We start from the raw sequence: 24,654 nt of genomic DNA on the forward strand, positions 1-24,654 counted from the left end.
CAACTAGGGCGAGGACCCCGGGGTTCCGAGCCCGGGCGGCGTCCGTCAGGTGTCTGACGCCAGCCAGCCGGGCATGGCCTCGCGATCCAGCATGTCCTCATAGGTCGGGCGCGGGCGGATCACGGCGAACTGGTCGCCGTTCACCAGCACCTCGGGCACCAGCAGGCGGCTGTTATATTCGCTCGACATCACCGCCCCGTAGGCGCCGGCGCTCATGAAGGCCACCAGGTCGCCGGCCTCCAGCCGAGGCAGGTCGCGGTCGCGGGTGAAGGTGTCGCCGGTCTCGCAGATCGGACCCACCACGTCGTAGGTGACGGGGTCGCCTTCGCGGGGCTTCACCGGCCGGATGTCGTGATAGGCGTCGTACATGGCCGGGCGGATCAGGTCGTTCATCGCCGCGTCCAGCACCACGAACTTGCGGCCCTCGGGGCGCTCATGGATATGCTGCACGGTGGACAGCAGGACGCCCGCGTTGGCGCTGATCATGCGGCCCGGCTCGAAGGCGAACTGAACGTCCAGGCCCTTCATGGTCCGTGCGATCATCGCCGCGTAGTCGGCGGGAGTCGCCGGGGTCGGCATGTTGAAATAGGGCACGCCCAGGCCGCCGCCGAGGTCCAGGCGCTCAACGGCCAGGCCCTCGCCACGCAGGCGCTCGACGAGACTGCGCATCTTGACGAAGGCCTCCTCCAGCGGCGCCAGGTGGGTGATCTGGCTGCCGATGTGGCAGGTGACCCCGACCGGCTTCAGGCCAGCATTGTTCGACGCCTGGGCATAGAGCCGCTCGGCCTCTGAGAACGACACGCCGAACTTGTTGTCGGACTTGCCGGTGGAGATCTTGGCGTGGCCGCCGGCCGAGACGTCGGGGTTCACGCGGATGGCGATGGTCGCCCTGGTCCCCATCGACTGGGCGACCGCTGAGGCTGTGTGCATCTCCGGCTCGGACTCGACATTGATCTCGCCGACCCCGTTTCGCAGGGCGAAGGCGATCTCGGCTTCGGTCTTGCCGACGCCGGAGAAGACGATGCGCTCAGCCGGGATGCCGGCGGCCAGGGCCCGGCGGATTTCGCCCTCCGACACCGTGTCGGCCCCGGCCCCGAGGCGGCCCAGGGTGCGGAGAACCGCGACATTGGAATTGGACTTTACCGCGAACGCGATCAGGGGATCGCCTAGGCCCTCACTCACCAGGGCGTCGCGCAGCACCGTGTAGTGCCGCTCAAGGGTGGCGGTGGAATAGACATAGACCGGGGTGCCGACGGCCTCGGCGATGGCGCTCAGGCCGACGTCCTCGCAGGCGAGCTCGCCCCCCGAAAGCTCGAAGTGGTTCATCGCGGACGGGCGTAGGGGTCGGGGATCGAACCCTGCGGGCCGCTGGCCATGGGATCGTTGGTGCTCTCGATCGGCTCGCTGCGCTGCGGGGCCGGATCGCCGTTGCGGTCGCGGGGGTCGACGGTGCGGATCGAGCGGGTCGGCTTGGCGCCGGCGTCGGCGTTGGACCGGGCGTGGCCGATGGGGCCGGGGCGCTCGAGCTCACCCAGCTTGCCGCAGCCCGACAGAGCGGTGGCGGAGAGCGCGAGCGCGCCGATCAGCACGAGGGGGCGAAGGGTCATTTCAGCATATCCTTCCAACGCGCGACTTGGGCGCGAACCTGGTCCGGCGCGGCGCCGCCGTAGCTTTTGCGGCTCCCGGCGGAAGCCCGTGGGGTGAGAACGTCGTAGACCTCGGCGGTGATCCCCTGCGACAGGGCCTGAAGCTCCTTCAGGGGCAGGTCGGAGAGATCACAGTTGAGCTGCTCGGCCCGTTTCACCGCCGCGCCCGTCACATGGTGGGCGTCGCGGAAGGGCATGTCGAGGGTGCGCACCAGCCAGTCGGCCAGGTCGGTGGCGGTGGAGTAGCCCGCACCGGCCGCCGCCGCCATCCTGGCCGAGACCGGCTCCATGTCCGCCACCATCCCGGCCATGGCGGCCAGGGACAGCTCCAGGGCGTCGAAGGCGTCGAAGGTGGGGACCTTGTCCTCCTGCATGTCCTTCGAATAGGCCAGCGGCAGGCCCTTCATCACCACGGCGAGCTGGGTGAAGGAGCCGAGCAGGCGGCCGACCTTGGCGCGCACCAGCTCGGCGGCATCCGGGTTCTTCTTCTGCGGCATGATCGAGGAGCCGGTGGTGAAGGCGTCGGTCAGCTTGATGAAGCCGAACTGCGGCGTCATCCAGATGACGATCTCCTCGGCTAGCCGCGACAGGTGGATGCCCGCCAGGGTCGCCGCGGCCAGGGCCTCCAGGGCGAAGTCGCGGTCGGAGACGCTGTCCAGCGAGTTGGCGGTGGGCCGGTCGAAGCCGAGCGCCCGGGCCGTGGCGTCCCGGTCGATGGGGAAGGGAGAGCCGGCCAGGGCCGCGGCGCCCAGGGGAGACTCGTTCATCCGCCGGCGCGCGTCGGAAAAGCGCCCGGCGTCGCGGCCGAACATCTCCACATAGGCCATCAGGTGGTGGCCAAAGGTGACGGGCTGGGCTGGTTGCAGGTGGGTGAAGCCCGGCATCAGGGTCTCGGCGTGGGCCTCGGCCTTGAGGATCAGCGCCTGCTGCAGGGCGCGCAGCTGGGCGATCGTCCGATCGCAGGCGTCGCGGACCCATAGCCGGAAGTCGACGGCCACCTGGTCGTTGCGGGAGCGCGCAGTGTGCAGACGGCCGGCCACCGGGCCGATCAGCTCCCGCAGCCGGGCCTCCACATTCATGTGGATGTCTTCGAACTCGTCGCGATAGGGGAAGGTCCCGGCGGCCATCTCGGCCTCGATGGCCTGCAGCCCGCCCTGGATCTGCTGCTCGTCGGCGCTTGTAATGACGCCTTGCTTGCGCAACATCGCCGCGTGCGCGCGGGACCCCGCCAGGTCCTGCGGCGCCAGGCGCTTGTCGAACCCGATGGAGACGTTGATCGCCTGCATCAGCTCGGCGGGTTTCGCGCTGAACCTACCGCCCCACATGGCTTGGCCAGATGCGGGCTCGTCAGAACCATGAGTGGAGTCGTCGGACATGAGCCAAGCACCCGAGGAAACGGCGAAGCCCAAATCGGGCCTCGTCAAAGGCGCGCTCTGGGGCGTCGCCCTGCTGGGCGTCGCGGCGGTTGTCTACATCATGGCGCAGGCATCCATAAACCCCCGCCAGACAACCAGCCTGAAGAGTCTCGCCAAGGGCGAGATGGCCAAGCTCAGCTTCCCGGCCGAGGCTGGCGCTCCACCGGCCACCAGCTTCCAGGACGCCGACGGCAAGCCGGTCCGTCTGGCCGACTTCCAGGGCAAGGTTCTGGTGGTCAATATGTGGGCCACCTGGTGCGGTCCCTGCATCATCGAGATGCCGACGCTGGCCAAGCTGGCGGCGGAATATCAGGGCCAGCCGGTGGCCGTGGTGGCGGTCAGCATCGACGGCGACCGCGACGCCGACAAGGCGCGGCAGTTCATCGCCCAGCATGCGCCGCTGGCCTTCTACCGCGACCCCAAGCTGAAGCTACCCTACGACTTCAAACCGGCCGCCACCGGCATGCCCACCACGGTGATCTTCGGTAAGGACGGGGTGGAGAGGGCCCGGCTGTCGGGCGGCGCCGACTGGTCCGGCGCCGACGCCAAGGCGGTGATCGACAAGGTGCTGGCCGAGAGCTGAGCCGCCGGGGTTGACTGCTTCCCTGAGGCCTTGTCCGCCTGGATAGGCGCGCGTTCCCGTTGCGTACCTGACCTGTGGCATTGCGTCGCAAACCCATGTTTCCAAAGGGTTGGCGGAGAGCTGGGCCATGGCGGCAATCCGTTATTTACCTTATCGCGCGGGTTATGGGCCGGGGGTCCGAAGCCGGGCTGGAGGGTGTCTTTGATGGATGTCGGGTCGGACGAAGCCGTGGGCTGGTTCTTCGAGAACGCCCTGGACATCTTCCTCGTCTGCACCGACGGCATGATCGAACGGGCCAATCCGGCCTGGAACGCCTTCTCGGGATGGACCGAGGAAGAGACCCAGGGGCGGCCGCTCATTGAGTTCGTCCATCCCGACGACCTGGGCGTCATCGACACCGCGGTGGCGCAGTTGGCCAGAGTGGGCCTCGCCGATTGCGAGCACCGCGTGCGCATCGCTCAGGACGAGTGGCGCTGGGTCCGCTCCCGCGCCAAGCGGGTCAATGAACGCAGCGTGTTGATCGTCTGGCAGGATATCACCGCCCAACGCCGCGCCGCCAAGGAGCGCTACAAGGGCGCCCGCGTCGCCGAACTGCTGGGCATGGCCGCCGGGGTCTTCATCTGGCGCTATGACACCACAACCCGGCAGTACGATCTGAACCCCTTGATCGAGGGCCGCTCGACGACCCCGGCGCATCATGTCCCGGCCGACGTCTTCCACGCTGCCATCCACCCTGACGACAAGGAGAGGGTGCTCTCGGCCTGGAGCCGCAGCGAGCTTACCGGCGAGGTCGGCAATGTGGAGTACCGGCACCTGGGCGCGAGCGGCTATCGCCGCATGCGCACCGCCTGGGCCGGCATCAGCCAGCACCCTACCGGCGAATGGGAGTTGCTGGGCATCACCCAGGACATCACCGAGCTGCTGGACGCTCGCGACGCCGCCATCGAGACCGCCGACGCCAAGACCCAGTTCTTGGCCAATATGAGCCACGAGATCCGCACGCCGATGAACGGCGTGCTGGGGGTGCTGCACCTGCTGAAGGGCGAAAGCCTGTCGGCCAACGGCCGCGTCCTCGTGGACGAGGCCCTGGCGTGCGGCACCACGCTGGCCCAGGTGCTCAACGATATCGTCGACTTCTCCCGCGCGGAGGCCGGCCGGCTCGAATTGACCCCCGAACAGACCGACGCGGCGGCGGCCCTGCGCATGGTGGCGGGCATGGTCGGGCCCGACGCAGAGGCCAAGGGCGTGACCCTGACGGTGGAGGCCTCCGAGGCCGGCTTCGTCTGGCTCGATCCCGTTCGTCTGCGCCAGATGATCTTCAACCTGGCCGGCAACGCCGTGAAGTTCACGCCGCAGGGTGGGATCAGACTGAGCCTTTCCACCTCCGGGGTGGGCGACGAGCAGCGGCTGAGGGTCGATGTCCGTGACACTGGTGTCGGCATTCCGCAGGAGGCGCGCGCCAACCTCTTCGACCGCTTCCAGCAGGCCGACGGCTCGTTGACCCGGCGTTTCGGCGGCTCGGGCCTGGGCCTGGCCATGACCAAGGCGCTGGCCGAGCGTATGGAGGGCGAGGTGGGCTTCGCCGCCCTTGAGGCGGGCTCCCACTTCTGGTTCGAGATCGCCGCGCCAGCCTGCGCTGCGCCCGCCGCGACCGGCGAGGCTGAGCTGTGGCTTGAGGGTCTGAGGGTGCTTGTGGTGGAAGACAATCCCACCAACCGTCTGGTGGCCACCCGCATGCTCAGCGACCTGGGTGCGACGGTGGAGACCGCCGATGATGGCGCCCAGGGTGTGGCGCGGGCCCAGACCGGCGCCTACGACCTGATCTTCATGGACATCCAGATGCCGGTGATGGACGGGGTCCAGGCGACGCGTCAAATCCGCGCCTTGCCAGGAGCGGTCGGCAAGACCCCCATCGTGGCCACGACGGCCAATGTCCTGGCCCACCAGATCGAGGACTACCGCGCCTCGGGCATGGACGGTTATGTCGCCAAGCCGGTTTCGCCCGCCGCCATCCTCAGCGAGATCGCCCGCCTCGCGGGTTAAGCCCCTACGCCATTTCCTTCTGCTTGCTGCGCAGGCTGCCGTCGGGACCGGTCAGGGCGCGCATGAAGCTGACCAGGGAGGCGCGCGCGTCCTGGGGTAGCTTCTCGAAGGCGGCCAGCAGCTCGAGAGCGCCCGGCGTGCGCATGCGTGAGAGCAGATCCAGATCGCCCACCGCGTCATGGCCGGGGGTGTCCAGGACGTCCATCAAATCCACAACCCGACAGCGCAGGGCGCGCGCGATCTGAACCAGACGCGAGAAGGAGATGCGGTTGGCGCCGTTCTCGTACTTCTGGATCTGCTGGAAACTGACGCCGCACTGTTCGGCCAGGGCCTCCTGCGACATACCGATTGTCCGCCGGCGAATTCGCACGGCTGCCCCCAGGGCGACGTCCATCGGGTCTGGGGTTTTGTTGGATAGCTCCGACACGGTCTTCTTCTCCTCAGCCACGGCGCGCGCTCGGTGGGGGCGGCCGGCGCGTCGCTGCAAGATTCGGCGAGTAAAGGCGAATAATGCAACTTTGCAAAGGGACATGAGAGTCGGAGGCGACAATCCCGCTGATCACGTTCGGCGCTGGCCGCGCAAGGGTCCGCCGAGCAATAGATTTCACTTGAATAACAGTCGCGATAGCGTCCAAGCGGCGAGTGCCGGCCATGGATGATGCGCAGACGCGCGCCGGCAGGCCTTCGCATGCGTATGGCCATACGTTAAATCTTATACTCAGTTTGAGTAGAAATCGCTCACCGAACTTGAGTTGTGGAAATACTCAAGACGGACGGATCAACCGGCGCGGGTTTTAAAATCTATCTCAGGCGGTGCGAGACAGAGTGGCTGGCGCCGACAGTTGGACGAATACCGGCCGGCGACTTTCCAGCACCGACCACGTTAACGACACCGGTGACAGGCGCCCGGTTTGGTGGAGCCTGGACCGTGAAGGTCGGAAGCGACCTTGTCGAAACCTAGGCGGCGGCGCGCCGGCGCGCCGACCGATTGACCTGCGAAATCCATCACGGGCATAGGTCGCGATAGCGTGACACCGATCCCGGGGTCGAGGAGGCCCGCATGACCCGCGCCCTGATCGCCGCCATCGAGACCGGCGGCACAAAGATTCTCTGCCGGGTCGCGGCGGCCGACGATGGCCGACAAGTGACCGTTGAGGTCCCACCACATCGGTTCGCCACCACGACGCCCAAGCAGGCGGTCGCCGACCTGGTGGCGGCGATCCGGGGCGCGATGGGGCCGGGCGACGCCCTGGCGGCGGTGGGCCTGGCCAGTTTCGGCCCGCTGATCGTCGATCCCGGCTCCCCCGACTACGGCCTGATGCTGCCGACGGCCAAGCCGCACTGGGCGGGGTTCAACCTGCGCGCCGCCTTGGCCGAGCAATTGGGCGCCCCGGTTGTGCTGGAGACCGACGTCAGCGCCGCGGCCCTGGCCGAGCAGGCGGCCGGCGCCGGCGCCGGCCTGGACACCGTGGCCTATGTCACGGTGGGCACCGGCATCGGCGGTGGCCTGGCGATCGACGGCCGACCGCTGAAGGGCGCCCTGCATCCCGAGGTCGGCCACCTGCGGGTCCACCGCCACCCGGGCGACACGACCCCGTGCGTCTGCCCCTTCCACGACGACTGCGCCGAGGGCATGGCCGCGGGGCCGGCCATCGCCGCGCGGCTGGCGCCGGGCGAGATCCTGCAGGGCCGGCCCGAGGTCCAGGCGATGGTCGCCGACTATCTGGGCCAGCTCTGCGCCAGCCTGGTCCTGGCCTGGTCGCCCCGCTGCATCGTGATGGGCGGCGGCCTGCTGACCACCCCGGGTCTGCTGGGTCAGGTGGGGGGCGAGCTGCGGCGGCGCCTGGGACCCTATGTCGGCCAGGTCGCCGAACCGGCGGACTACCTGCGCCCGCCGGCCTTCACCGACTCCGGCCTGGAGGGCGCGATGATCCTGGCGCGGCGGGCGGCGGCGAGGGGGTAGGCCACCCCAACCACCGGGATTCAGTGACAGTGCATTAAGCTCGCCAGCAGCGACCGGACCTATAGCGGCGTAGGATTAAGTGCACGGTCACCGGAATACCCATCGTAATACTTGGTGACTCAGACCCACTCCACCTTCGTGATCTCGTAGGCTTTCAAGCCACCGGGAATCCGCACCTCGACGACGTCACCGCTCCCCTTGCCGATCATCGCGCGGGCGATGGGAGAGGTGATCGAAATGCGGCCCTTCTTCACGTCCGCCTCATGTTCACCCACGATCTGGTAGCGGGCCTGTTCCTCGCTATCCTGGTCGATCACGGAAACGGTGGCGCCGAACTTGATCTGGGTTCCAGACAGCTTGGTGACGTCAATGACCTGGGCGCGCGCCATCATGTCGCCGATCTGGACAATCTGGCCCTCGATCCACCCCTGCCGATCCTTCGCGGAATGGTATTCGGCGTTCTCCTTCAGGTCGCCGTGGAGGCGCGCCTCCCCGATCGCCACGGTGACGGCGGGCCGCTCGATCGTCTTGAGCCGCTTGAGGTCTTCGTCCAGGGTGCGAAAGCCCTGAACCGTCATAGGCACCTTATCCATCGCGATGGGTCACTCGGTGGCTCCTGTGGAAGTCTGGCGGACCGGGACGGCAGGCGCGGGTGTCCGCGACGGGGCCGGGAGGATGGCTTGGGCGTCAGGTAGCACGACTACCGGCGGGATTCGCCCGCCGAAGCCTCACCCCAAGTGTCTGCTCTCCGCACGGAGGCCAACTTCCGCTCATCCCGGCCCATCGAACGCCGGATGGAAGCTGGCGTCGCCCGTGGCGGGTGGGCCCTCAAGGACCAGGCGCTGGAAGTACCGGTTGGGTTGGCCGTGATAGGTGAGGGTGGGGTCGCTGAGGAAGCCGAAGCGGCGGTAGTAGTCGGGGTTTCCCAGGAGCACACAGCCCGCGGCCCCGAGGTGTCTCAGGCGATCCAGGCCGGTGGTGATCAGGGCGCTGCCGACGCCCTGGCGCTGGCGCTCGGGCGCGGCGCAGACAGGGCCGAGGCCGTACCAGTCGCCGGGATGGCCGTCGATCTGGACAGGGGAGAAGGCGATATGGCCCACCAGTTCGCCCTCATCGGTGATCGCCACCAGGGAGAGGGTCAGGGCGCCGGCCTGGCGCAGGTCGTCGATGACGCGGGCCTCGTCGCCGTCGCTGAACGGCATGGGGGCGAAGGCCGCGGTGGTCATGGCGCTGATCGCGTGGGCGTCGCCGGGACGCTCGGGTTCAATATGCAGGGACTCGGGGTTAGGCGGTAGGATGGTGGTCAACGGGAAAATCCTTCAACGGGCGTGACGCAGCGCTACGGCCGGGGCTTACCCGTCCGCGATGGAGGCTGGCGACGCCGTGCGGCGCACGGCGTCAGGGTCAGGCAATCGTTGACATGGGAGGAGGCTATGGCCTCGCCGGCCGAGGGTCAACGGCGGGCGCCTGAGCCGTTCGAGCCGGTGCAGACTTCTTTGCCGGCCAGATGTCGGGATGGACACGCGGCCTTCGTCCTCGCTGTATGACCCGTGCTGAGAGGAGACTGCCATGCGCTACCTGCTGATCGTGAAGGCCACGCCGGAATCGGAGCGCGGCGAGATGCCCGCCGACGTCGAGCGGTTGATGGCCGACATGGGCCGGTTCAACGAGGAGATGATCGCCGCCGGCGCCCTGGTCGACGCCGCCGGACTGGCGCCCAGCGCCGCGGGCCATCGGGTGCGGTTCGAGGGCCTGGGCAAGCCGGTGGTCACGAGCGGGCCGTTCGCAAACACCACCGAGCTGGCCTCGGGCTACTGGATCCTGGAGTGCAAGACCGCCGACGAGGCGCTGGGATGGGCCCGCCGCGTGCCCTTCGCCTCCGGGGAGGTTGAGCTGCGTCCCCTACAGGACCCCGAGGCGTTCGAGGGCTTGGTCTCCGAAGATGAAATCCAGAAAGAGCACGACCACCGCGCCGAGCAGCTGCGCAAGGCGCCGAAACCGGAGGTGTGAGCGCTGGCCGCCGGGGCAGGTTCGCAACACGGCCCTGTCGGCTTCCGACCTGCTACGGACGCCGGATGTGCGCCCCTCTCCCTCTAAAGACGTGGGGAGGGGAGAGGAACGCCCAGGGCCGCCGTCCTTAGGCGTCGTTCAAGGTCAGGGCCTCGGGATCGATGGCGCGGCGCAGGTCGGCGGCGGTGGCGCGGCATTCGCAGGACGTGCGCTCCAGGCCGTCGCGGTCGAGGATGCGGACGCCGCCGCGTTTCTGCTGGATCAGGCCCTGCTCCTCCAGCTTGCCGGCGTGCAGGGTGACCGTGGTGCGCTGGACGCTAAGCATGGCGGCAAGGAATTCCTGGGTCAGGGGCAGCTCATCGCCGCAGCCCCCCAACTCCTGGCAGTCCAGCAGCCAGCGGGCCAGCCGCTGGTCGGCGCGGTGCATGCTGTTGCAGGCCATGTTCTGGCGCAGCAGGGCCAACTGGAGTTCGATATTGCTGTGGATCGCCCTGCGGAAGGTGGCGCTGCCGTCGAAGGCCTCGCGGTAGCGGGCCGCCGACACCGACCAGGCGACGCCGGGCACCTGGACGATGACCCGCGAGAAGATCACCTGGCTGCCCACCGCCTCGACAAAGCCGGCGCCGGAGTCGCGCCCCACCATCGAGGTCTCGGTCATTGAGCCCGACGCCATCACGGTGATGATCGACAGCAGGCCGGTCTCGGGGAACAGCACCCGGTCCACGGTCTGGCCCTGTTCAAAGACCGTGGCGCCCTTCTCCAGATAGACCGGCGAGAGGTGGCCTCGAAGGTCGGCGTAGTCGGTCGGCGAGAGCTGCTGCAGCAGGAAATTCTTGGGGCGCTCGCTCATCGGACGGGCCGGCCGGCGAGGTCGGTGCGGCATCGCGCCCGTGAGGGCGAGCCATCGGGTGTCACGTCCTGGGCCACGACCTCCACCTGTCTTTCATTGAAGCGGCGGTCCGCGGGTGCGGGTCGATCGCCTTGTCTGGGGCTCGGCATCGGTCGCGGAATGTGGCGGCGCGGCGCGCCCATACTGTGCCCCGACAACATATGTCGTGAAGCGGCGGTTGGTTCCGCGCTCAGGCCTCGAAGCGGTAGGCCGCGCCGCCGCAGCGCACCCGGCCCGCCGTCCCCGCCGTCACGATTTGCGCGGCCATGGGAAATTGGATATACAGATTGTATATCCCGGAGCCGGCCATGACCAAGACCACCCTCTTCCAGTCCAACCGCACCCAGGCTGTTCGCCTGCCGAAGGACGTCGCCTTCCCTGAGGGTGTCCGCTCGGTGACCGTGCTGCGGGAGGGCAATCGGCGGGTGATCGTGCCCTCGGACGCGGTGTGGGACGAGTTCTTCGCCGCGCCTGGCGTTGACCTGGGTGAGCGGGAGCAGCCGCCGGTTCAGGACCGCGAAGCCTTCTGATGCTGCGCTACATGCTCGACACCAACCTGTGCATCCGGGTGCTGCGGGACAGGCCTGCCGGCGTGCGGGAGCGGTTCAACCTGAACGCCGAGGCGCTGTGTCTCTCGACCATCGTCCTGACCGAACTGTTGCACGGCGCGGCCAAGTCGGCACGGCCGGAGCACCATCGCACAGAGGTGGAGCGGTTCGCGGCGAAGCTGGAGGTGCTGGCCTTCGACACCGCCGCCGCCGACCACGCCGCCGACATCCGCGCCGTGCTGGACCGGGCAGGGCAGGGGATCGGCGGCTATGACCTGCTGATCGCCGGCCATGCCCGGTCTCGCGGCCTGATCGTCGTGACCTGCAATCTCGGCGAATTCGGCCGCGTGGAGGGCCTGCGGTCCGAGGACTGGCTGGCGGCCTAGATCGTAGCCGCCGGGGCTCAGCGCGCTGCGGCGGGGGCCAGGGAGATGTCGACCATGATCTCGGCGGAGATGGCTTCCAGCGCTGCCTGGACGTCCCGGGCGCTGAGGGCGGCGGGCAGGCGCAGTCGGGCGTCGAGGTGGAAGAGGGCGCCGCCGGAATGGGGCTCGGCGCTGATGCGGGTCTCGAAGGCCTCGATATTGACCTCGAGGCCGCTGAGGATCGCGGTCACCTGGTGGACGATGCCCAGCCGGTCCTGGCCGACCAGGGTGAAGAGCACCTCCTCGCCGCCGGCGTCGGGGGCGGCCAGCGCCGGGGCTATGCGCACCTCCAGGCCGTGGGCGTCCACCGACTGCACGGCGCCGCGCAGGGCCTCGAGGTCGTCTGCCTCCACCAGAACCGAGCCGACATAGAGCCCGCCGAGCCGGCTGAGATGGCTTTCCAGCCAGTTGCCGCCCGCCGAAAGCACGGCGGCGGCCAGGGCCTGGGTGAGGCCGGGCCGGTCGCTGCCGACCACGCTGAGGATCAAGTTTGCCATGGCCAACTCTGTCGGGCGCGGCCTCCCGGCCGTCAACCGGATTTGGTGGGCGCGCCGTTGACCTGCGCCCGCGCCCGCTCCAACTGTCGGCCCACCCCGATCCTCGGCGCGATCATCCTGACCGGCGGGGCCTCGCGGCGGATGGGGGCCGACAAGGCCAGCCAGCTCTGGGGCGCCGTGCGGCAGGCGCCCGGCGGCGACCTCCAAGCCCTGCGCGCTTGACCGTCAGGCCCAAGCTGGAACATGCTTTGTCGACCGTACCCAAGCGCGGGCCTGGAGGTGTCCCATTTCGCACGCTGACCTGGTCGCGCGCGGCGCGCCGGCGATCCGCCGATGAGGACCACCCACGGCCGTAGCTTCACCCACGACATCGTCCAGCGCCTGGGTCAGGAGATCGTCTGCGGCGTCTATGGCGCGCAGAACCCGTTCCCCATCGAGGCCGAGCTGTGCAAACGCCTGGGGGTGAGCCGCAGCGTGCTGCGTGAGGCGGTCAAGATGCTGACCACCAAGGGCCTGCTGAACGCCCGTCCGCGCCAAGGCACCTGGGTGGAGCCGGAGAGCAACTGGAACCTGCTGGATCCCGACGTGCTGCGCTGGTTCCTGGAGCGCAAGTTCTCGCCGACCCTGCTGCTGGAGTTCACCCAGGTGCGGCTGGCGATCGAGCCGATGGCAGCCTCCATGGCTGCGCGCTTGGCCACCGATGAGGCCAAGGCCAGCATCATCGCCGGCCTCGATCGCATGAAGGCCGCTGAGCGGGGCGAGGACGATCCGCTGGAGTCCGACATCGCCTTCCATGTCGCCATCCTCCGGGCCAGCGGCAACCGCTTCCTGGCCCAGATGCGCGACCTGATCGACGTGGCCCTGCGCACCTCGATCCGCCTCACCAACCGCCGCAAGGGCGCCCGCCTGGCCAGCGTCTCCGATCACCAGCGGGTCACCGACGCGATCCTGGCCGGTGATGCCGAAGGGGCGAGCCGGGCCATGCGCGACCTCGTGCTCGAGGCCCTGACCCTGATCGAGAAGGAAGCCGCGGCCGTCGGTCCGACCGCTTAGGCGGCCGCGACCTCATGGCTGTAGATGTCGCACAATAGGCTCAGGACCCGCATCGCCGCGGGGTCGGCCAGCCGGTAGAAGATGGTCTGGGCGTCGCGACGCGTCTCCACCAAGCCCTCGGCGCGCATCTTGGCCAGGTGCTGCGAGGTCGCCGACTGGGCCATCCGGGCGTGGGTGGAGAGGGTTCCCACCGAGGCCTCGCCCTCGATGAGGCGGCAGAGCAAGAGCAGGCGCTGCTCACTAGCCAGCAGTTTCAGCAGGCGCGCGGCCGACTGGGCGCTGCCCTCCAGCTGCGAGAGCTCGCCGGAGGAGGGACGTGGTGCGAGGTCTGAGGTCATATGCTCAATGTAGAATATGCGCAGGCAGGATCAAGGCGCGAGCCGGGCCGGGAGACCGTCATCGCGCAGCACGACATAGATCGCCGGGATGACCAGGACGGTGAGCAGGGTTGAGGAGGCCAGGCCGAACAGCAGGGAGATGGCCAGGCCCTGGAAGATCGGGTCGGTGAGGATCACCGCCGCCCCGATCATGGCCGCCGCCGCCGTCAGGACGATGGGCTTGAAGCGGATGGCCCCGGCCTCCAACAGCACGTCGCGGAGGGGCCGGCCCTCGGCCTGGCTGTGGCGGATGAAGTCCACCAGCAGGATGGAGTTTCGCACGATGATGCCGGCCAGGGCGATGAAGCCGATCATCGAGGTGGCGGTGAAGGGCGCGCGGAACAGGATGTGGCCGAGGACGATCCCCACTAGGGTCAGCGGGATCGGCGTCAGGATCACCAGGGGCAGGCGGAAGCTTTTGAACTGGGCCACCACCAGGACGTAGATGCCCAGGATCGCCACGCCGAAGGCCGCGCCCATGTCGCGAAAAGTGACCCAGGTGATCTCCCATTCTCCGTCCCACAGCACCGTGGGCCGGCTCTCGTCCGTGGGCTGACCATGCATCCTGATGTCGGGCTTGGGGACGCCTTTCCAGTCGGTTTGGCGGATGGCCTTGTCCACCGCCATCATGCCGTAGATGGGCGCCTCATAGGCCCCGGCCAGTTCGCCCATGATCATGTCGACGTCGCGGCCGTCGCGCCGGAAGATGTGGGTGGCGCCGGCCTCCGGGGAGGCGGTGGCCACCTCATCCAGAGCCACCAGGCGGCCCGACTCCTGCGAGACCGCCACCGGGAGGGCCGAGAGGCCCTCGCCCCAGCTGCGGGCCGACTGCGGCAGGCGCACGGAGATTTCCAGGGGATCGCGGCCCTCGCCGCGATGGGCGTAGCCCACCACCTGGCCGCCCAGGGCCGCGGCGATGGAGTCATAGACATCGCGGTCGCTGACCTTCAGGGCCTCCAGGCGATCGCGGTCGGGAACCAGGCGCAGGCCTGGCCGCGGTTGGCCGTAGCTGTCGTCGATGTCGACGATGTAGGGCGTCGCATGGAAGGTGGCCTTGACCTGTTCGGCCACGGCCCTCCGGGTCTTGGCGTCGGGGCCATAGATCTCGGCCAGCAGGGTGGCCATCACCGGCGGTCCCGGCGGCGCCTCGACGACCTTGATCGCCGCGCCGATGGGCAGGGGGATCGCGGCCAGCTTGCGGCGCAGATCGAGGGCGATGGCGTGGCTGTTGCGGTGGCGCTCATCCTTGGCCGCCAGGGCGACGGAGAGGTCGCCCATCTCCGGCTTGTTGCGCTGATAGTAGTGCCGCACCAGGCCGTTGAAGTTGAAGGGCGAGGCCGTGCCGGCATAGGCGTCGATGGCGGTCACCTCCGGCAGGGCCCGGGTGATCGCCGCGGCGTCGGCCAAGGTCCGCTCGGTGGCCTCCAGCGAGGTCCCCTCCGGCATGTCCAACACCACCTGCAGCTCGGACTTGTTGTCGAAGGGCAGTAGCTTCACGGTCACCGTCTTGGTGGCGAACATCGCGCAGGCCACCAGGGTGGCCAGGCCGACGGCGATCAGGAAGGTCCAGGCGCTGCGCCGCGTGGCGATCACCCGGCCGGCGACCTTGCGATAGACCGCGCCCAGCTTGCCTTCGCCGTGGTGGCTGTGAGCTGCGTCGAGCGTCTTGCGGGCGAAGCGGACCATCAACCAGGGCGCGATGACCACGGCCACGAAGAAGGAGAAGACCATGGCTGCCGAGGCGTTGACTGGGATCGGCGCCATGTAGGGGCCCATCAGGCCCGAGACGAACAGCATGGGCAGCAGGGCCGAGACCACGGTGAGCGTCGCCACCACGGTGGGATTGCCCACCTCGGCCACGGCCTCGACGGCGGCGTCGATGCGGCTGCGTCCGTCGGCCATCGCCCAGTGGCGAGCGATGTTCTCGATCATGACGATGGCGTCGTCCACCAGGATGCCGATGGAGAAGATCAGGGCGAACAGGCTGACCCGGTTGATGGTGTAACCCATCAGGTTCGACGCGAAGAGGGTCAACAGGATGGTGGTGGGGATGACCACGGCGGTGACGCCGGCCTCCCGCCAGCCGATGGCGAAACCGATCAGGATGACGATGGAGAGGGTCGCCAGGCCCAGGTGGAACAGGAGCTCGTTGGCCTTTTCGTTGGCGGTCTCACCATAGTCGCGGGTGACCGCGACGCTCAGGCTGTCGGGCAACAGGGTCCCCTTCAGCGCCTCGACCCGGGCGAGGACGGCGTGGGAGACGACGACGGCGTTGGCGCCCTTGCGCTTGGCGATGGCCAGGCTGACGGCCGGCGCCTCGCTCCAGCCCTCGACGGTCCTGGCGTAGCGCCAGGCGCGGGCCTGATCCTCCCGAGGGCCTACCACCACCTTGGCGACGTCGCGGACATAGACGGTCTCGCCCTTGGCCGAGGGCAGGGCCAGCAGGCCGATCTCGGTGGAGTCGGTCAGGGTGCGGCCTGCGATGACGTCGACCGCCTGGCCGCCATTGCGCACCTGGCCGGCGGGGAAGGCGCGGTTGGCCTGGCGGACGGTGTCCATAAGCCCGCCCAGGGAGACGCCGTGCAGGGCGAGCTTGGCGGGATCGGGTTCGACCCGGATCTCCTGGGGCCGGCCGCCAACGATGAAGGTCAGGCCCACATCGTCAACCTTGGTCACCTCGGTTCTCAGCTTGCCGGCCAGCTCATAGAGCGCCTGGTCGGTCCACTGGCCGGCGGCGCCGGGCTTGGGAGACAGGGTCAGGACCAGGCTGGGCACGTCGTTGATGCCGCGGGTCTGGATCAGAGGTTCGGGGATGCCGGCCGGGATGCGGTCGTAGTTGGCGCGGACCTTCTCGTGGATGCGGACGGCCGCGGCGTCGGGGTCGACGCCCACCTTGAAGCGGGCGGTGACCATGACCTGGTTGTCGTCGGCGAAGGTGTAGACGTGCTCCACGTCGGCCACGCTCTTGACGATGGTCTCCAGGGGCTTGCCCACCAGCTCCACGGCGTCGGGCGCGCGCAGGCCCGGCGCTGAAACCATGATGTCCACCATGGGTACGCTGATCTGCGGCTCCTCCTCGCGGGGGATGGAGGCGAGCGCCAGCAGGCCCACGGCGATGGCGGCCAGCAGGAAGAGCGGCGTCAGGGGCGAGCGGATGGTGGCCCGGGTCAGCCGTCCGGAGAGGCCGAGGTTCATCGGATCGCTCCGGCCGGGGTCAGGACGTCGCCGGGGCGAAGGCCGGAGAGGATCTCCAAGGTGTCGGCCGTGGGTCCGGCGGTGGTCTGGACCGGGGTCTCGGAGACCGCGCCGTCGGCCCGAACCAGACGGACATAGTCGACCCCGAAGCGGGTGGAGACATAGGCCCGCGGCGCCACCAGGGCCTGGCGTTCGCCCACCTTGACCCCGGCGCGCACGCGCTGGCCGATCAGGTCCTGGGGCAGGCCGGGCGCAGTGATGTCGGCGGTGACCTGGCCGGCGGTGACCGAGGGATAGACCTGGATGATGGTCCCGGCGGCGGCGATCCCGCGCAGGTCCTCCGCCGCCAGCTGGACCACGTCGCCGACCTTCAGGGCGCGGGCCTGGCCCTCGGGCAGTTCGATCCGGACGACCATGGGCCCGGCGGTGATCCGGGCGACCGACTGGCCGGCCATGACCACCGAGCCGACGGGCACGTTGGCGATCAAGACCCGTCCGGCCGCGGGCGCCAGGATCGCGCCCTGGGCGCCGAGTTCGGCGCTGGCGTCGCGCTGGGCGCGGGCCGCGGCGAGGTTGGCCTCCGCGGCCTTGGCCTGGGCGTCGACCTGATCGAGGCGGGCCTGGGCGTAGACGCCCTGGTTGAAGAGGGTTCGGGTGCGGGCCAGGTCGGCGCGGGCCCGGGCGGCCTCGGCGGCGGCGGCGGCGGTCTGGGCGTCGAAGGCGCCCGTCTGAAGGGCCAGGCGGTCATCCTTGACCCGGGCGATGAGCTGACCCTGGCGGACGAAGTCGCCCTCCTTGACCTCCAGGCTCACCAGCAGGCCCGAGATCCGGGCCCGGGCCTCGGCCATGTCGCGGGTGGTAAGGGCGCCCGGCACGGGCTTGAGGTCGGCGATCAGCTGGCTACGGATCGCCAGCCGCCCGACCATGGGCGCGCTCTTGGCGACGGGGAGCGTTGGCTTGGTTTCGCCGCAGGCGCCCAGCAGCAGGGCCGCGCCCAAGGCTCCGATCAGATACGGCCGTGCCGCCATGGTGCGCCCTCCCGGAGTCTGTGATCAGGCGCGGTCGCGGACCGAGCCGGTGTCGCTGTCGAAGGTGACAGTCGGCAGGCCCGCGGCCTTCCAGGCCATGATGCCGCCGGCCAGGTGGGAGTCGATGGCGTGGCCGGCCTTCTGGCAACGGTCGATCGCTGTGGCCGAGCGCTTGCCCGAGCCGCACTGCAGCACCATCAGCTTGTCGCCCGCCGCCGGCAGGACGCCGGGGTCGAAGGTCGAGAGCGGGAAGTTGAGCGCGCCGTGAATGCGTTCGGCGGCGAATTCCGCGGGCTCGCGCACATCGATCAGCAGGATGGCGTGGGCGTCGAGATCGGCCTTCACCTCTTGCGGGGTGAGGTCCTTGGTTCTGGATGCGGCGAACATGACGAGGCTCCTTAGAGTGGCCAATAAATTCATAGTTGCGCATATGCAGACTATGGAATATAAAGTCAAGGCATCAAGGCGAGACCCTAGATGAGCCGCTCGCGTCCCGACGTGATCGATATCAAAGCCAGCCGCCCCGAGGAGGGCGACGCTTACGTCACGAGCGGAGCCGTTGGAGGAGACTGACCGTGGCCAAGCCGAAAATCGTGATCCTGGGCGCCGGACTGGGCGGCGCCATCGCCGCTTTCGAGATCAAGGACGCCGTCGGCGAACGTGCCGAGGTCAGCGTCGTCTCGCAGGGCGACGTCTTCCATTTCGTGCCGTCCAACCCCTGGGTCGCCGTCCACTGGCGCAAGCGCGGCGCCATCGAGGTCAAGCTGCCGCCGGTGTTCAAGAAGCGCGGCGTCGCCTTCACCGGGGTCGGCGCCAAGAAGGTGTCGCCGGCCGACAACCGGATCGAGCTCAATGACGGCGCGGTCCTCGACTACGACTACCTGGTGATCGCCACCGGGCCGGACTTGGCCTTCGACGAGATTCCGGGCCTGGGGCCGCACGGCGGCTTTACCCAGTCGATATGCCATGTCGACCACGCCGAGACCGCCGCCGCCGCCTTCGACCGTTTCGTCGAGGCTCCGGGGCCCATCGTGGTGGGCGCAGTGCAGGGCGCCTCCTGCTTCGGCCCGGCCTACGAATTCGCCATGCTCCTCGACACCGAGCTCAAGCGCCGCAAGATCCGCGACCGCGTGCCGATGACCTTCGTCACCTCCGAACCCTATATCGGTCACCTGGGTCTGGACGGGGTCGGCGACACCAAGGGCCTGCTCGAGAGCGAGATGCGCAACCGGCACATCAAGTGGGTGACCAACGCCAAGGTCACATCCGTCGAAGCCGGCCTGATGCACGTCGAGGAGATCGGCGAGGACGGCGCCGTCAAGGCCAGCCACGACCTGCCCTTCGCCTTCTCGATGATGCTGCCGGCCTTCCGGGGCGTCGCCGCCGTGCGCGGGATCGAGGGCCTGACCAATCCGCGCGGCTTCATCCTGGTGGACAAACACCAGCGCAACCCGACGTTCCCCAATATCTTCGCCTTGGGCGTCTGTGTCGCCATTCCCCCCACGGGCAAGACGCCCGTGCCAGTGGGGGTGCCCAAGACCGGGTTCATGATCGAGAGTATGGTGGCGGCCATCGCCAAGAACCTCGGTCAGATCATGGACGGTCGGGCCGCCAGCAACGAGGCCACCTGGAACGCCTTCTGCCTGGCCGACTTCGGCGACGGCGGCGTGGCCTTCGTGGCCCAGCCGCAGATCCCGCCGCGCAACGTCAACTGGTCGGCAGAGGGCAAGTGGGTCCACCTGGCCAAGGTCGCCTTCGAGAAATACTTCCTGCGCAAGATCAAGCGCGGCGAGAGCGAGCCTTTCTACGAAAAGCTCGCCCTGGACGTAATGGGGCTGCGCAAGATCAAGGGCTGAGGCCATAACGGCCCGGACCTCCGGGCCCAATCCGGAGTGAGAACATGAGTGTCGACCGAATGGTCTTCGTCTTCGCCGGGAGCGTGGTGCTCCTCAGCATCGCCCTGGCCCACTATGTTCATCCCTGGTGGATCGGACTGGCGATCTTCGCCGGCCTCAACATGATCCAGTCGGCCTTCACGGGCTTCTGCCCCGCGGCGATGCTGTTCAAGAAGCTGGGCGCCAAACCAGGCGTCGCCTTCCGCTAAGCCGGTCCTCCCACGTCGATTTCCGTTGCCACGCTGGCGCTTTCAGCAAGACTGAGGGCGGACACGATCCTGCCCCGGCCTCGATGCCGGATCGACAGAGGTCGCAATGCAACAACATACGATCCTGGGGAGGATCCAATGGACGCGACTCGAAGAGAGGCGCTGGTCGGCGCTGCGGCGGTGGCTGCGATGGCAGGGACAGCGGGACGGGCCCTGGCGGCGCCGAATCTTGGGAGCCCGGTCAAGACCCTGTTCTGGACCGCCAGCGTCACCCCCTGTGACAAGAACCTGAAGTTCGATCCCGGCGCCTTCCGCGACATCCTGGCCTGGTTCAAGCACTGCGGCGCCGACGGGGTGGTGGTGCTGGGCACCAGCGGCGAGTTCCCGTCCTTCTCGGTGGCCGAGCGCCGGCAGATCGCCGAGACGGCCCTAAAGGACAAGAACGGCCTGAACGTCATCATCGGCCCGGGCACGAGCAACATCGCCGAGACCATCGAGCTGGCCAAACACGCCGAGGATCACGGGGCCGACGGCCTGCTGGTGATCCCGCCGTTCTACTACAACGATCCGGCCACGGAGGGTCTGACCCGCTACTACTCGATGCTGTTCGACAAGGTGCGGGTTCCGATCAATCTCTACCACATCCCCGGCACCAGCGAGGCGCCCATCAGCCTGGAGCTGATCAAGAGCCTGTCCAGCTATCCAAACCTCGCCGGCATCAAGGATTCCAGCGGCAAGGTGGACGGTTACAAGGCCTTCGTGGAGGCCTTCCCCGACCTCAACATGCGGACCGGCACCAACAACAACCTGGAGCAGGCCTTCGACCACGGCATGGGGGCGATCCTGGCGGACGGCAACGTCTTCACCAAGCTCTGCGCCGACGTCTTCACCGCCTGGCGCGCCAAGCAGGACTACAAGCCGGCCCTGGAGAAACTGCGCACAGTGCAGCGCGACATGCGCGGCATGGGGATCAATTCCTACGGCCCCATGAAGTATGCGCTGAGCCTGCAGATGGGCGGGCCTCAGACCTATCAGCGGCCGCCGCACCTCGACGTCACGCCCGAGCAGAAGGCCGCCATCAAGTCGGCCCTCGACAAGATCAAGGACATGGCCTGATGGGTCCCCTGCGTATCCTCGGCGGGGCGCTCGCCGCCCTGGCGCTCACCGCCGCCGCCCAGGCTCAGACGCCCGCCAAGGACGTCGAGTGGCCCAGCTACACCGCCGATCTGGCGGGCAGCCGCTACCGACCGCTGGACCAGATCAACGCGTCGAACTTCAAGGACCTGGAGGTGGCCTGGCGGTTCAAGACCGACGCCATCGGCAACCGTCCGGAGTTCAAGCTGGAGGGCACGCCGCTGATGGTGGGCGGCGTGGTCTACGCCACCGCCGGCTCCCGGCGCGGGGTGGTCGCCCTGGACGCGGCCACCGGCGAACTGTTGTGGATGCATTCCGAGCACGAGGGCGCGCGGGCCGGGGCCTCGCCCCGGCAGCTGTCCGGGCGCGGGCTGTCCTACTGGAGCCACGGCGACCAGCAGCGGGTGCTCTATGTGACCACCGGCTACCGGCTGATCTCGCTGGACGCCAAGACCGGCCAGCCGGTCGAGGGTTTCGGGACCGCCGGGGTGGTGGACCTGAAGCAGGACTTCGACCAGGAGATCTGGCCCGACCTGGTGAACGGTGAGGCGGGCTATCACGCCGCCCCGGTGATCGCGGGCGACACGATCATCATCGGCACGGCCTTCCGCGAGGGCTTCACCCCGGCGCGCAAGGCCAACACCAAGGGCTATGTGCGGGCCTATGACGTGCGCACGGGCAAACGGCTGTGGACCTTCCACACCATCCCGAAGAAGGGCGAATTTGGCTACGATACCTGGCTGAACGGCTCGGCGGAGACCACGGGCAACACCGCCGTCTGGACCCAGATCACCGTCGATGAGGGCCTGAACACCGCCTATCTGGCGGTGGAGTCGCCCACCAGCGACTTCTACGGCGGACACCGTCACGGCAACGGCCTGTATGGGAACAGCCTGGTGGCCGTCGACCTGACCACGGGTCAGCGCAAGTGGCACTTCCAGGTCATCCACCACGAGATCTGGGACTACGACAATTCCTCGGCCCCGCTGCTGATGGACATCAAGGTCAAGGGCAAGGCCATCAAGGCCGTGGCCCTGCCCAGCAAGCAGGGCTTCCTCTACGTCTTCGACCGGGTGACGGGTAAGCCGGTCTGGCCGATGCCGGAGACCAAGGTCCCGGCTGGCGACGTGCCCGGCGAATGGTACGCCCCGACCCAGCCGATCCCCTCCAAGCCCGTGGCCTACGCCCGCAACGGCGTCGCCGAGAGCGACCTGATCGACTTCACCCCGGCGCTGCACGCCAAGGCCCTGGCGCTGGCCAAGAATTACAAGCTGGGCCCGGTCTATACGCCGCCGGTGGTGAGCCAGCAGCCGGGGCCGCTCGGCCTGCTGAGCTATTCGGCGCAGGGCGGCACCAACTGGCCGGGCGGGTCCTTCGATCCGGAGACCCACACGGCCTACATCTATGCCTGCAACGCCTGCCTGGGGGCCTATGGCCTGCAGCCGGCGCCAGAGGGGATGAGCGACCTTTCCTGGGTGGTGGGCGTCGCCGGCCTGCCGGTGGTGATGATCAAGGGCCCCGGCGACGGGGTGGGGGCCGACGCGCCGCCGCCGCCGAAAACGCCGCCCTCGGCCAATGCGGGGACCGGCCGTTTGACGGTCGATGGTCTGCCGCTGCTGAAGCCGCCCTATTCCACCATCAGCGCCATCAACCTCGATAGCGGCGACATCATCTGGCAGATCCCGGCGGGCGAGACGCCGGACTTCATCCGCAACAACCCGGCGCTGAAGGGGCTGAATATCCCGCGCACCGGCCAGAGCGGCTATCAGATCGGCACCCTGGTGACCAAGTCGCTGGTGATCGCCGGTGACGGCCTGGTGACCACCACGGCTGACCATCCGCGCGGCGCCATGCTGCGGGCCTATGACAAGGCCAACGGCAAGGAGGTGGGCGCCGTCTGGATGCCCGCCCCGCAGTCGGGCTCGCCGATGACCTACAGCCTGAATGGCAAGCAGTACCTGATCGTGGCGGTGAGCGGCGGCGCCTATTCGGGCGAGTACATCGCCTACACCCTGCCGTCGGCCGACAACTAGGGACCGCGAAGATGCGTAAGAGTCTGGTGTTCGCTGGCGTCCTGGCGGCGGGCGGGTTGGCGATGATCGCCGGCAAGCCCATGGCCCAGGACGCCACCCGCTCGGTCTGGGACGGGGTCTATACCGAGGCTCAGGCGCAGCGGGGGCAGGCGGCCTACGCTCAGTCCTGCGGCCTGTGCCACGGGGTGGGCCTGACCGGCCTGGGGGAAGCCAAGCCCCTGACCGGGCCGGAGTTCCTGTCCAACTGGAACGGCCTGACCATGGCCGACCTTTTCGACCGGACACGGACCACCATGCCGTTGAACAAGCCGCGGTCGCTGACCAAGGAGCAGTACGCCGACGTCCTGGCCTACCTGCTGAAGTTCGACGGCTTCCCGGCGGGGCAGAGCGAACTGCCGGCCAGGAGCGAGATGCTGGCGGGGGTGACGATCGACGCCTTCAAGCCCAGTGCAGCCCTGTCGGTGACGGGCGCCAGCGCCGACGCGGCGGCGATCGTGGCCGATCCCAACGGCGCGCCGAACGCCTACGCCGCCGACCCCGGGTTCTTCAAACTTCCGGCCGGCCGGACCATGGGCTCCACCAGCGCGGTGGCGACCGACAGCCGCGGCCACATCTGGATCGCCGAGCGGTGCGGCGCCAACAACTGCGCCGGCAGCAAACTGGACCCCATCCTGGAGTTCGACGCCAACGGCGGTTTCATCAAGGCCTTTGGGGCCGGGATGCTGCTGTTCCCGCACGGCCTGTTCGTCGACGCCAAGGACCACATCTGGCTGACCGACGGCCATTCGGACGGGACCAAGGGCGCCCAGGTCTTCGAGTTCGACACCACTGGCAAGCTCCTGCGGACGCTCGGCAAGGCCGGGGTCTCCGCCGAGGGCCCCGACACCTTCACCGAACCCAACGCCGTGCTGGTGACCAAGGACGGGACCATCTTCGTCGCCGACGGCCACACCCCGAACAAGGGCGCGGCGCGGATCGTCAAGTTCGACAAGTCCGGCAAGTTTCTCAAGCAATGGGGCGGCCACGGCGCCGGTCCCGGGCAGCTGGAGGTGCCCCATACGCTGGCGATGGATTCCAAGGGCCGGCTGTTCGTCGGCGACCGCTGGAACAACCGCATCCAGGTCTTCGACCAGGAGGGCAAGCTGCTGGCGACTTGGGATCAGTTCGGCCGGCCGAGCGGCATGTTCATCGACAGAAGCGACGTGCTCTATGTCGCCGACTCCGAGTCACGAAACCCCGAGGGCTACGGCCACCATCCGGGCTGGGCCCGCGGCATCCGCATTGGCAGCGCCAAGACCGGCGCGGTGACCGCCTTCATCCGCGACACCGAGCCCAATCCGGACAAGGCCGCGACGAGCGGGGCGGAGGGGGTCTGGGCTGACCGCCACGGCGTGATCTACGGCGCCCAGGTCCAACAGAAGACCGTGGTCCGCTACACCAGGGCGCACTAGGGCTGCGCTCAACCCGAGTGGGTGCACGGTTTCCTTCTCCCCTTGCGGGAGAAGGTGGCCCTGCGGAGCAGGGTCGGATGAGGGGTCGAAGGGCCCCTCCAAATTATCATCGTCATCCCCGGCCTTGTCCCGGGGACCCATGATCTCTGCCTCGCCGCAGATCGCACGGCGCTGTCATGGATTCTTGCTGCATCACGGAGATCATGGGTGGCCGGGACAAGCCCGGCCATGACGATCAAGGGGCGAGCGGAGCGCGACCC

The 24,654-nt window shown here is 68.5% G+C and carries 25 protein-coding genes; 13 read left to right on the plus strand and 12 right to left on the minus strand.

Going from position 1 to position 24,654, the window contains the following annotated elements; translation table 11 throughout:
* Positions 1-45: 45 nt before the first annotated feature.
* Genes lysA through argH form a run of 3 tightly spaced genes read right to left on the minus strand, consistent with a single transcriptional unit; the run spans position 46 to position 3,022 of the window.
* Positions 46-1,326 (minus strand): diaminopimelate decarboxylase, encoded by a 1,281-nt coding sequence (lysA, locus tag JKL49_RS04525; RefSeq protein ID WP_215338520.1) that lies wholly within the window; start codon positions 1,324-1,326, stop codon positions 46-48.
* Complete coding sequence (locus JKL49_RS04530; protein ID WP_215338521.1) at positions 1,323-1,607, minus strand: hypothetical protein; 285 nt, start codon at positions 1,605-1,607, stop codon at positions 1,323-1,325. Before JKL49_RS04530 ends, lysA begins: the two co-directional genes overlap by 4 nt.
* The gene (gene argH, locus JKL49_RS04535) at positions 1,604-3,022 is read right to left on the minus strand and encodes an argininosuccinate lyase (RefSeq protein WP_215338522.1); all 1,419 of its coding nucleotides are present in this window, start codon (positions 3,020-3,022) and stop codon (positions 1,604-1,606) included. Before argH ends, JKL49_RS04530 begins: the two co-directional genes overlap by 4 nt.
* On the opposite strand from argH, the gene JKL49_RS04540 reads away from it, so the two are divergent.
* Together JKL49_RS04540 and JKL49_RS04545 are read left to right on the plus strand one after the other, a co-directional pair.
* Positions 3,021-3,644 carry a TlpA family protein disulfide reductase gene (locus tag JKL49_RS04540; protein WP_215338523.1) on the plus strand — a complete coding sequence of 208 codons (624 nt, stop codon included), beginning with the start codon at positions 3,021-3,023 and terminating at the stop codon, positions 3,642-3,644. The two genes, argH and JKL49_RS04540, sit on opposite strands and share 2 nt — an antisense overlap.
* 204 nt (positions 3,645-3,848) lie before the next feature.
* On the plus strand, positions 3,849-5,687 hold the full coding sequence (locus JKL49_RS04545) for a response regulator (protein WP_215338524.1): 1,839 nt from the start codon (positions 3,849-3,851) through the stop codon (positions 5,685-5,687).
* Positions 5,688-5,691: 4 nt separating this feature from the next.
* Here the strand turns inward: JKL49_RS04545 and JKL49_RS04550 are convergent, their stop codons facing one another.
* Positions 5,692-6,219, minus strand: coding sequence for a helix-turn-helix domain-containing protein (locus JKL49_RS04550; RefSeq protein ID WP_430700662.1), 528 nt, complete (start codon positions 6,217-6,219; stop codon positions 5,692-5,694).
* Positions 6,220-6,747: 528 nt separating this feature from the next.
* Here JKL49_RS04550 and JKL49_RS04555 point away from each other — a divergent pair.
* Positions 6,748-7,650: an ROK family protein gene (locus JKL49_RS04555; RefSeq protein WP_215338525.1), complete on the plus strand. Its 903-nt coding sequence runs from the start codon at positions 6,748-6,750 to the stop codon at positions 7,648-7,650.
* 119 nt (positions 7,651-7,769) lie between these two features.
* Here JKL49_RS04555 and greA read toward each other — a convergent pair whose 3' ends face one another.
* The gene (greA, locus tag JKL49_RS04560; protein WP_215338526.1) at positions 7,770-8,243 is read right to left on the minus strand and encodes a transcription elongation factor GreA; all 474 of its coding nucleotides are present in this window, start codon (positions 8,241-8,243) and stop codon (positions 7,770-7,772) included.
* A 177-nt stretch (positions 8,244-8,420) separates the two neighbouring features.
* The gene (locus JKL49_RS04565; RefSeq protein ID WP_215338527.1) at positions 8,421-8,957 is read right to left on the minus strand and encodes a GNAT family N-acetyltransferase; all 537 of its coding nucleotides are present in this window, start codon (positions 8,955-8,957) and stop codon (positions 8,421-8,423) included.
* A 262-nt stretch (positions 8,958-9,219) separates the two neighbouring features.
* Between JKL49_RS04565 and JKL49_RS04570 the strand changes: the two genes are divergently transcribed.
* A complete protein-coding gene (locus JKL49_RS04570; RefSeq protein WP_215338528.1) occupies positions 9,220-9,660 on the plus strand; it encodes a YciI family protein in 441 nt (146 codons plus the stop codon).
* Between the two features lie 127 nt (positions 9,661-9,787).
* Here the strand turns inward: JKL49_RS04570 and JKL49_RS04575 are convergent, their stop codons facing one another.
* Positions 9,788-10,510: a Crp/Fnr family transcriptional regulator gene (locus JKL49_RS04575; protein WP_215338529.1), complete on the minus strand. Its 723-nt coding sequence runs from the start codon at positions 10,508-10,510 to the stop codon at positions 9,788-9,790.
* Positions 10,511-10,857: 347 nt separating this feature from the next.
* Here JKL49_RS04575 and vapB point away from each other — a divergent pair, with 347 nt between their 5' ends.
* Together vapB and vapC are read left to right on the plus strand one after the other, a co-directional pair.
* The gene (gene vapB / locus JKL49_RS04580) at positions 10,858-11,079 is read left to right on the plus strand and encodes a type II toxin-antitoxin system VapB family antitoxin (protein ID WP_215338530.1); all 222 of its coding nucleotides are present in this window, start codon (positions 10,858-10,860) and stop codon (positions 11,077-11,079) included.
* Complete coding sequence (vapC, locus tag JKL49_RS04585) at positions 11,079-11,483, plus strand: tRNA(fMet)-specific endonuclease VapC (protein WP_215338531.1); 405 nt, start codon at positions 11,079-11,081, stop codon at positions 11,481-11,483. Before vapB ends, vapC begins: the two co-directional genes overlap by 1 nt.
* Positions 11,484-11,500: 17 nt before the next feature.
* Here the strand turns inward: vapC and JKL49_RS04590 are convergent, their stop codons facing one another.
* Positions 11,501-12,019 (minus strand): glycine cleavage system transcriptional repressor, encoded by a 519-nt coding sequence (locus JKL49_RS04590; RefSeq protein WP_215338532.1) that lies wholly within the window; start codon positions 12,017-12,019, stop codon positions 11,501-11,503.
* A gap of 45 nt (positions 12,020-12,064) precedes the next feature.
* On the opposite strand from JKL49_RS04590, the gene JKL49_RS04595 reads away from it, so the two are divergent.
* Positions 12,065-12,241, plus strand: a complete 177-nt coding sequence (locus tag JKL49_RS04595; protein ID WP_215342887.1) for a hypothetical protein — start codon at positions 12,065-12,067, stop codon at positions 12,239-12,241.
* Positions 12,242-12,352: 111 nt separating this feature from the next.
* Positions 12,353-13,072, plus strand: a complete 720-nt coding sequence (locus JKL49_RS04600) for a FadR/GntR family transcriptional regulator (RefSeq protein WP_215338533.1) — start codon at positions 12,353-12,355, stop codon at positions 13,070-13,072.
* Here the strand turns inward: JKL49_RS04600 and JKL49_RS04605 are convergent.
* The 4 genes from JKL49_RS04605 to JKL49_RS04620 are packed head-to-tail and all read right to left on the minus strand — an operon-like array spanning position 13,069 to position 18,059.
* Positions 13,069-13,410 (minus strand): ArsR/SmtB family transcription factor, encoded by a 342-nt coding sequence (locus JKL49_RS04605; protein ID WP_215338534.1) that lies wholly within the window; start codon positions 13,408-13,410, stop codon positions 13,069-13,071. The genes JKL49_RS04600 and JKL49_RS04605 overlap by 4 nt on opposite strands.
* A gap of 30 nt (positions 13,411-13,440) precedes the next feature.
* Positions 13,441-16,644, minus strand: a complete 3,204-nt coding sequence (locus tag JKL49_RS04610) for an efflux RND transporter permease subunit (RefSeq protein ID WP_215338535.1) — start codon at positions 16,642-16,644, stop codon at positions 13,441-13,443.
* Positions 16,641-17,672: an efflux RND transporter periplasmic adaptor subunit gene (locus JKL49_RS04615; protein WP_215338536.1), complete on the minus strand. Its 1,032-nt coding sequence runs from the start codon at positions 17,670-17,672 to the stop codon at positions 16,641-16,643. Before JKL49_RS04615 ends, JKL49_RS04610 begins: the two co-directional genes overlap by 4 nt.
* Before the next feature lie 24 nt (positions 17,673-17,696).
* Positions 17,697-18,059 (minus strand): rhodanese-like domain-containing protein, encoded by a 363-nt coding sequence (locus JKL49_RS04620; protein ID WP_215338537.1) that lies wholly within the window; start codon positions 18,057-18,059, stop codon positions 17,697-17,699.
* A gap of 188 nt (positions 18,060-18,247) precedes the next feature.
* Between JKL49_RS04620 and JKL49_RS04625 the strand changes: the two genes are divergently transcribed.
* From JKL49_RS04625 to JKL49_RS04645, 5 genes are all read left to right on the plus strand, one after another.
* On the plus strand, positions 18,248-19,528 hold the full coding sequence (locus tag JKL49_RS04625) for an NAD(P)/FAD-dependent oxidoreductase (RefSeq protein WP_215338538.1): 1,281 nt from the start codon (positions 18,248-18,250) through the stop codon (positions 19,526-19,528).
* 44 nt (positions 19,529-19,572) lie between these two features.
* Positions 19,573-19,776, plus strand: coding sequence for a YgaP family membrane protein (locus JKL49_RS04630; protein ID WP_215338539.1), 204 nt, complete (start codon positions 19,573-19,575; stop codon positions 19,774-19,776).
* 138 nt (positions 19,777-19,914) lie between these two features.
* Positions 19,915-20,892, plus strand: coding sequence for a dihydrodipicolinate synthase family protein (locus JKL49_RS04635; protein WP_215338540.1), 978 nt, complete (start codon positions 19,915-19,917; stop codon positions 20,890-20,892).
* Complete coding sequence (locus tag JKL49_RS04640; protein WP_215338541.1) at positions 20,892-22,943, plus strand: outer membrane protein assembly factor BamB family protein; 2,052 nt, start codon at positions 20,892-20,894, stop codon at positions 22,941-22,943. Before JKL49_RS04635 ends, JKL49_RS04640 begins: the two co-directional genes overlap by 1 nt.
* Positions 22,944-22,954: 11 nt before the next feature.
* Positions 22,955-24,394, plus strand: coding sequence for a c-type cytochrome (locus JKL49_RS04645; protein WP_215338542.1), 1,440 nt, complete (start codon positions 22,955-22,957; stop codon positions 24,392-24,394).
* Positions 24,395-24,654: the final 260 nt, after the last annotated feature.

Origin of the sequence: Phenylobacterium glaciei, from assembly GCF_016772415.1 — a bacterium.
Classification (GTDB): domain Bacteria; phylum Pseudomonadota; class Alphaproteobacteria; order Caulobacterales; family Caulobacteraceae; genus Phenylobacterium; species Phenylobacterium glaciei.

Bases quoted from the DNA above. Each gene is read 5' to 3' on its own strand.
- JKL49_RS04640 (WP_215338541.1), top strand. From the start codon at position 20,892: ATGGGTCCCCTGCGTATCCTCGGCGGGGCGCTCGCCGCCCTGGCGCTC.
- JKL49_RS04620 (WP_215338537.1), bottom strand. From the start codon at position 18,059: ATGTTCGCCGCATCCAGAACCAAGGACCTCACCCCGCAAGAGGTGAAG.
- JKL49_RS04575 (WP_215338529.1), bottom strand. From the start codon at position 10,510: ATGAGCGAGCGCCCCAAGAATTTCCTGCTGCAGCAGCTCTCGCCGACC.
- JKL49_RS04605 (WP_215338534.1), bottom strand. From the start codon at position 13,410: ATGACCTCAGACCTCGCACCACGTCCCTCCTCCGGCGAGCTCTCGCAG.
- JKL49_RS04545 (WP_215338524.1), top strand. From the start codon at position 3,849: ATGGATGTCGGGTCGGACGAAGCCGTGGGCTGGTTCTTCGAGAACGCC.
- JKL49_RS04610 (WP_215338535.1), bottom strand. From the start codon at position 16,644: ATGAACCTCGGCCTCTCCGGACGGCTGACCCGGGCCACCATCCGCTCG.
- JKL49_RS04550 (WP_430700662.1), bottom strand. From the start codon at position 6,219: ATGTCCCTTTGCAAAGTTGCATTATTCGCCTTTACTCGCCGAATCTTG.
- JKL49_RS04635 (WP_215338540.1), top strand. From the start codon at position 19,915: ATGGACGCGACTCGAAGAGAGGCGCTGGTCGGCGCTGCGGCGGTGGCT.
- vapB (WP_215338530.1), top strand. From the start codon at position 10,858: ATGACCAAGACCACCCTCTTCCAGTCCAACCGCACCCAGGCTGTTCGC.
- argH (WP_215338522.1), bottom strand. From the start codon at position 3,022: ATGTCCGACGACTCCACTCATGGTTCTGACGAGCCCGCATCTGGCCAA.
- JKL49_RS04555 (WP_215338525.1), top strand. From the start codon at position 6,748: ATGACCCGCGCCCTGATCGCCGCCATCGAGACCGGCGGCACAAAGATT.
- JKL49_RS04540 (WP_215338523.1), top strand. From the start codon at position 3,021: ATGAGCCAAGCACCCGAGGAAACGGCGAAGCCCAAATCGGGCCTCGTC.
- JKL49_RS04570 (WP_215338528.1), top strand. From the start codon at position 9,220: ATGCGCTACCTGCTGATCGTGAAGGCCACGCCGGAATCGGAGCGCGGC.
- JKL49_RS04615 (WP_215338536.1), bottom strand. From the start codon at position 17,672: ATGGCGGCACGGCCGTATCTGATCGGAGCCTTGGGCGCGGCCCTGCTG.
- JKL49_RS04590 (WP_215338532.1), bottom strand. From the start codon at position 12,019: ATGGCAAACTTGATCCTCAGCGTGGTCGGCAGCGACCGGCCCGGCCTC.
- JKL49_RS04530 (WP_215338521.1), bottom strand. From the start codon at position 1,607: ATGACCCTTCGCCCCCTCGTGCTGATCGGCGCGCTCGCGCTCTCCGCC.
- lysA (WP_215338520.1), bottom strand. From the start codon at position 1,326: ATGAACCACTTCGAGCTTTCGGGGGGCGAGCTCGCCTGCGAGGACGTC.
- greA (WP_215338526.1), bottom strand. From the start codon at position 8,243: ATGGATAAGGTGCCTATGACGGTTCAGGGCTTTCGCACCCTGGACGAA.
- JKL49_RS04645 (WP_215338542.1), top strand. From the start codon at position 22,955: ATGCGTAAGAGTCTGGTGTTCGCTGGCGTCCTGGCGGCGGGCGGGTTG.
- JKL49_RS04600 (WP_215338533.1), top strand. From the start codon at position 12,353: ATGAGGACCACCCACGGCCGTAGCTTCACCCACGACATCGTCCAGCGC.
- vapC (WP_215338531.1), top strand. From the start codon at position 11,079: ATGCTGCGCTACATGCTCGACACCAACCTGTGCATCCGGGTGCTGCGG.
- JKL49_RS04630 (WP_215338539.1), top strand. From the start codon at position 19,573: ATGAGTGTCGACCGAATGGTCTTCGTCTTCGCCGGGAGCGTGGTGCTC.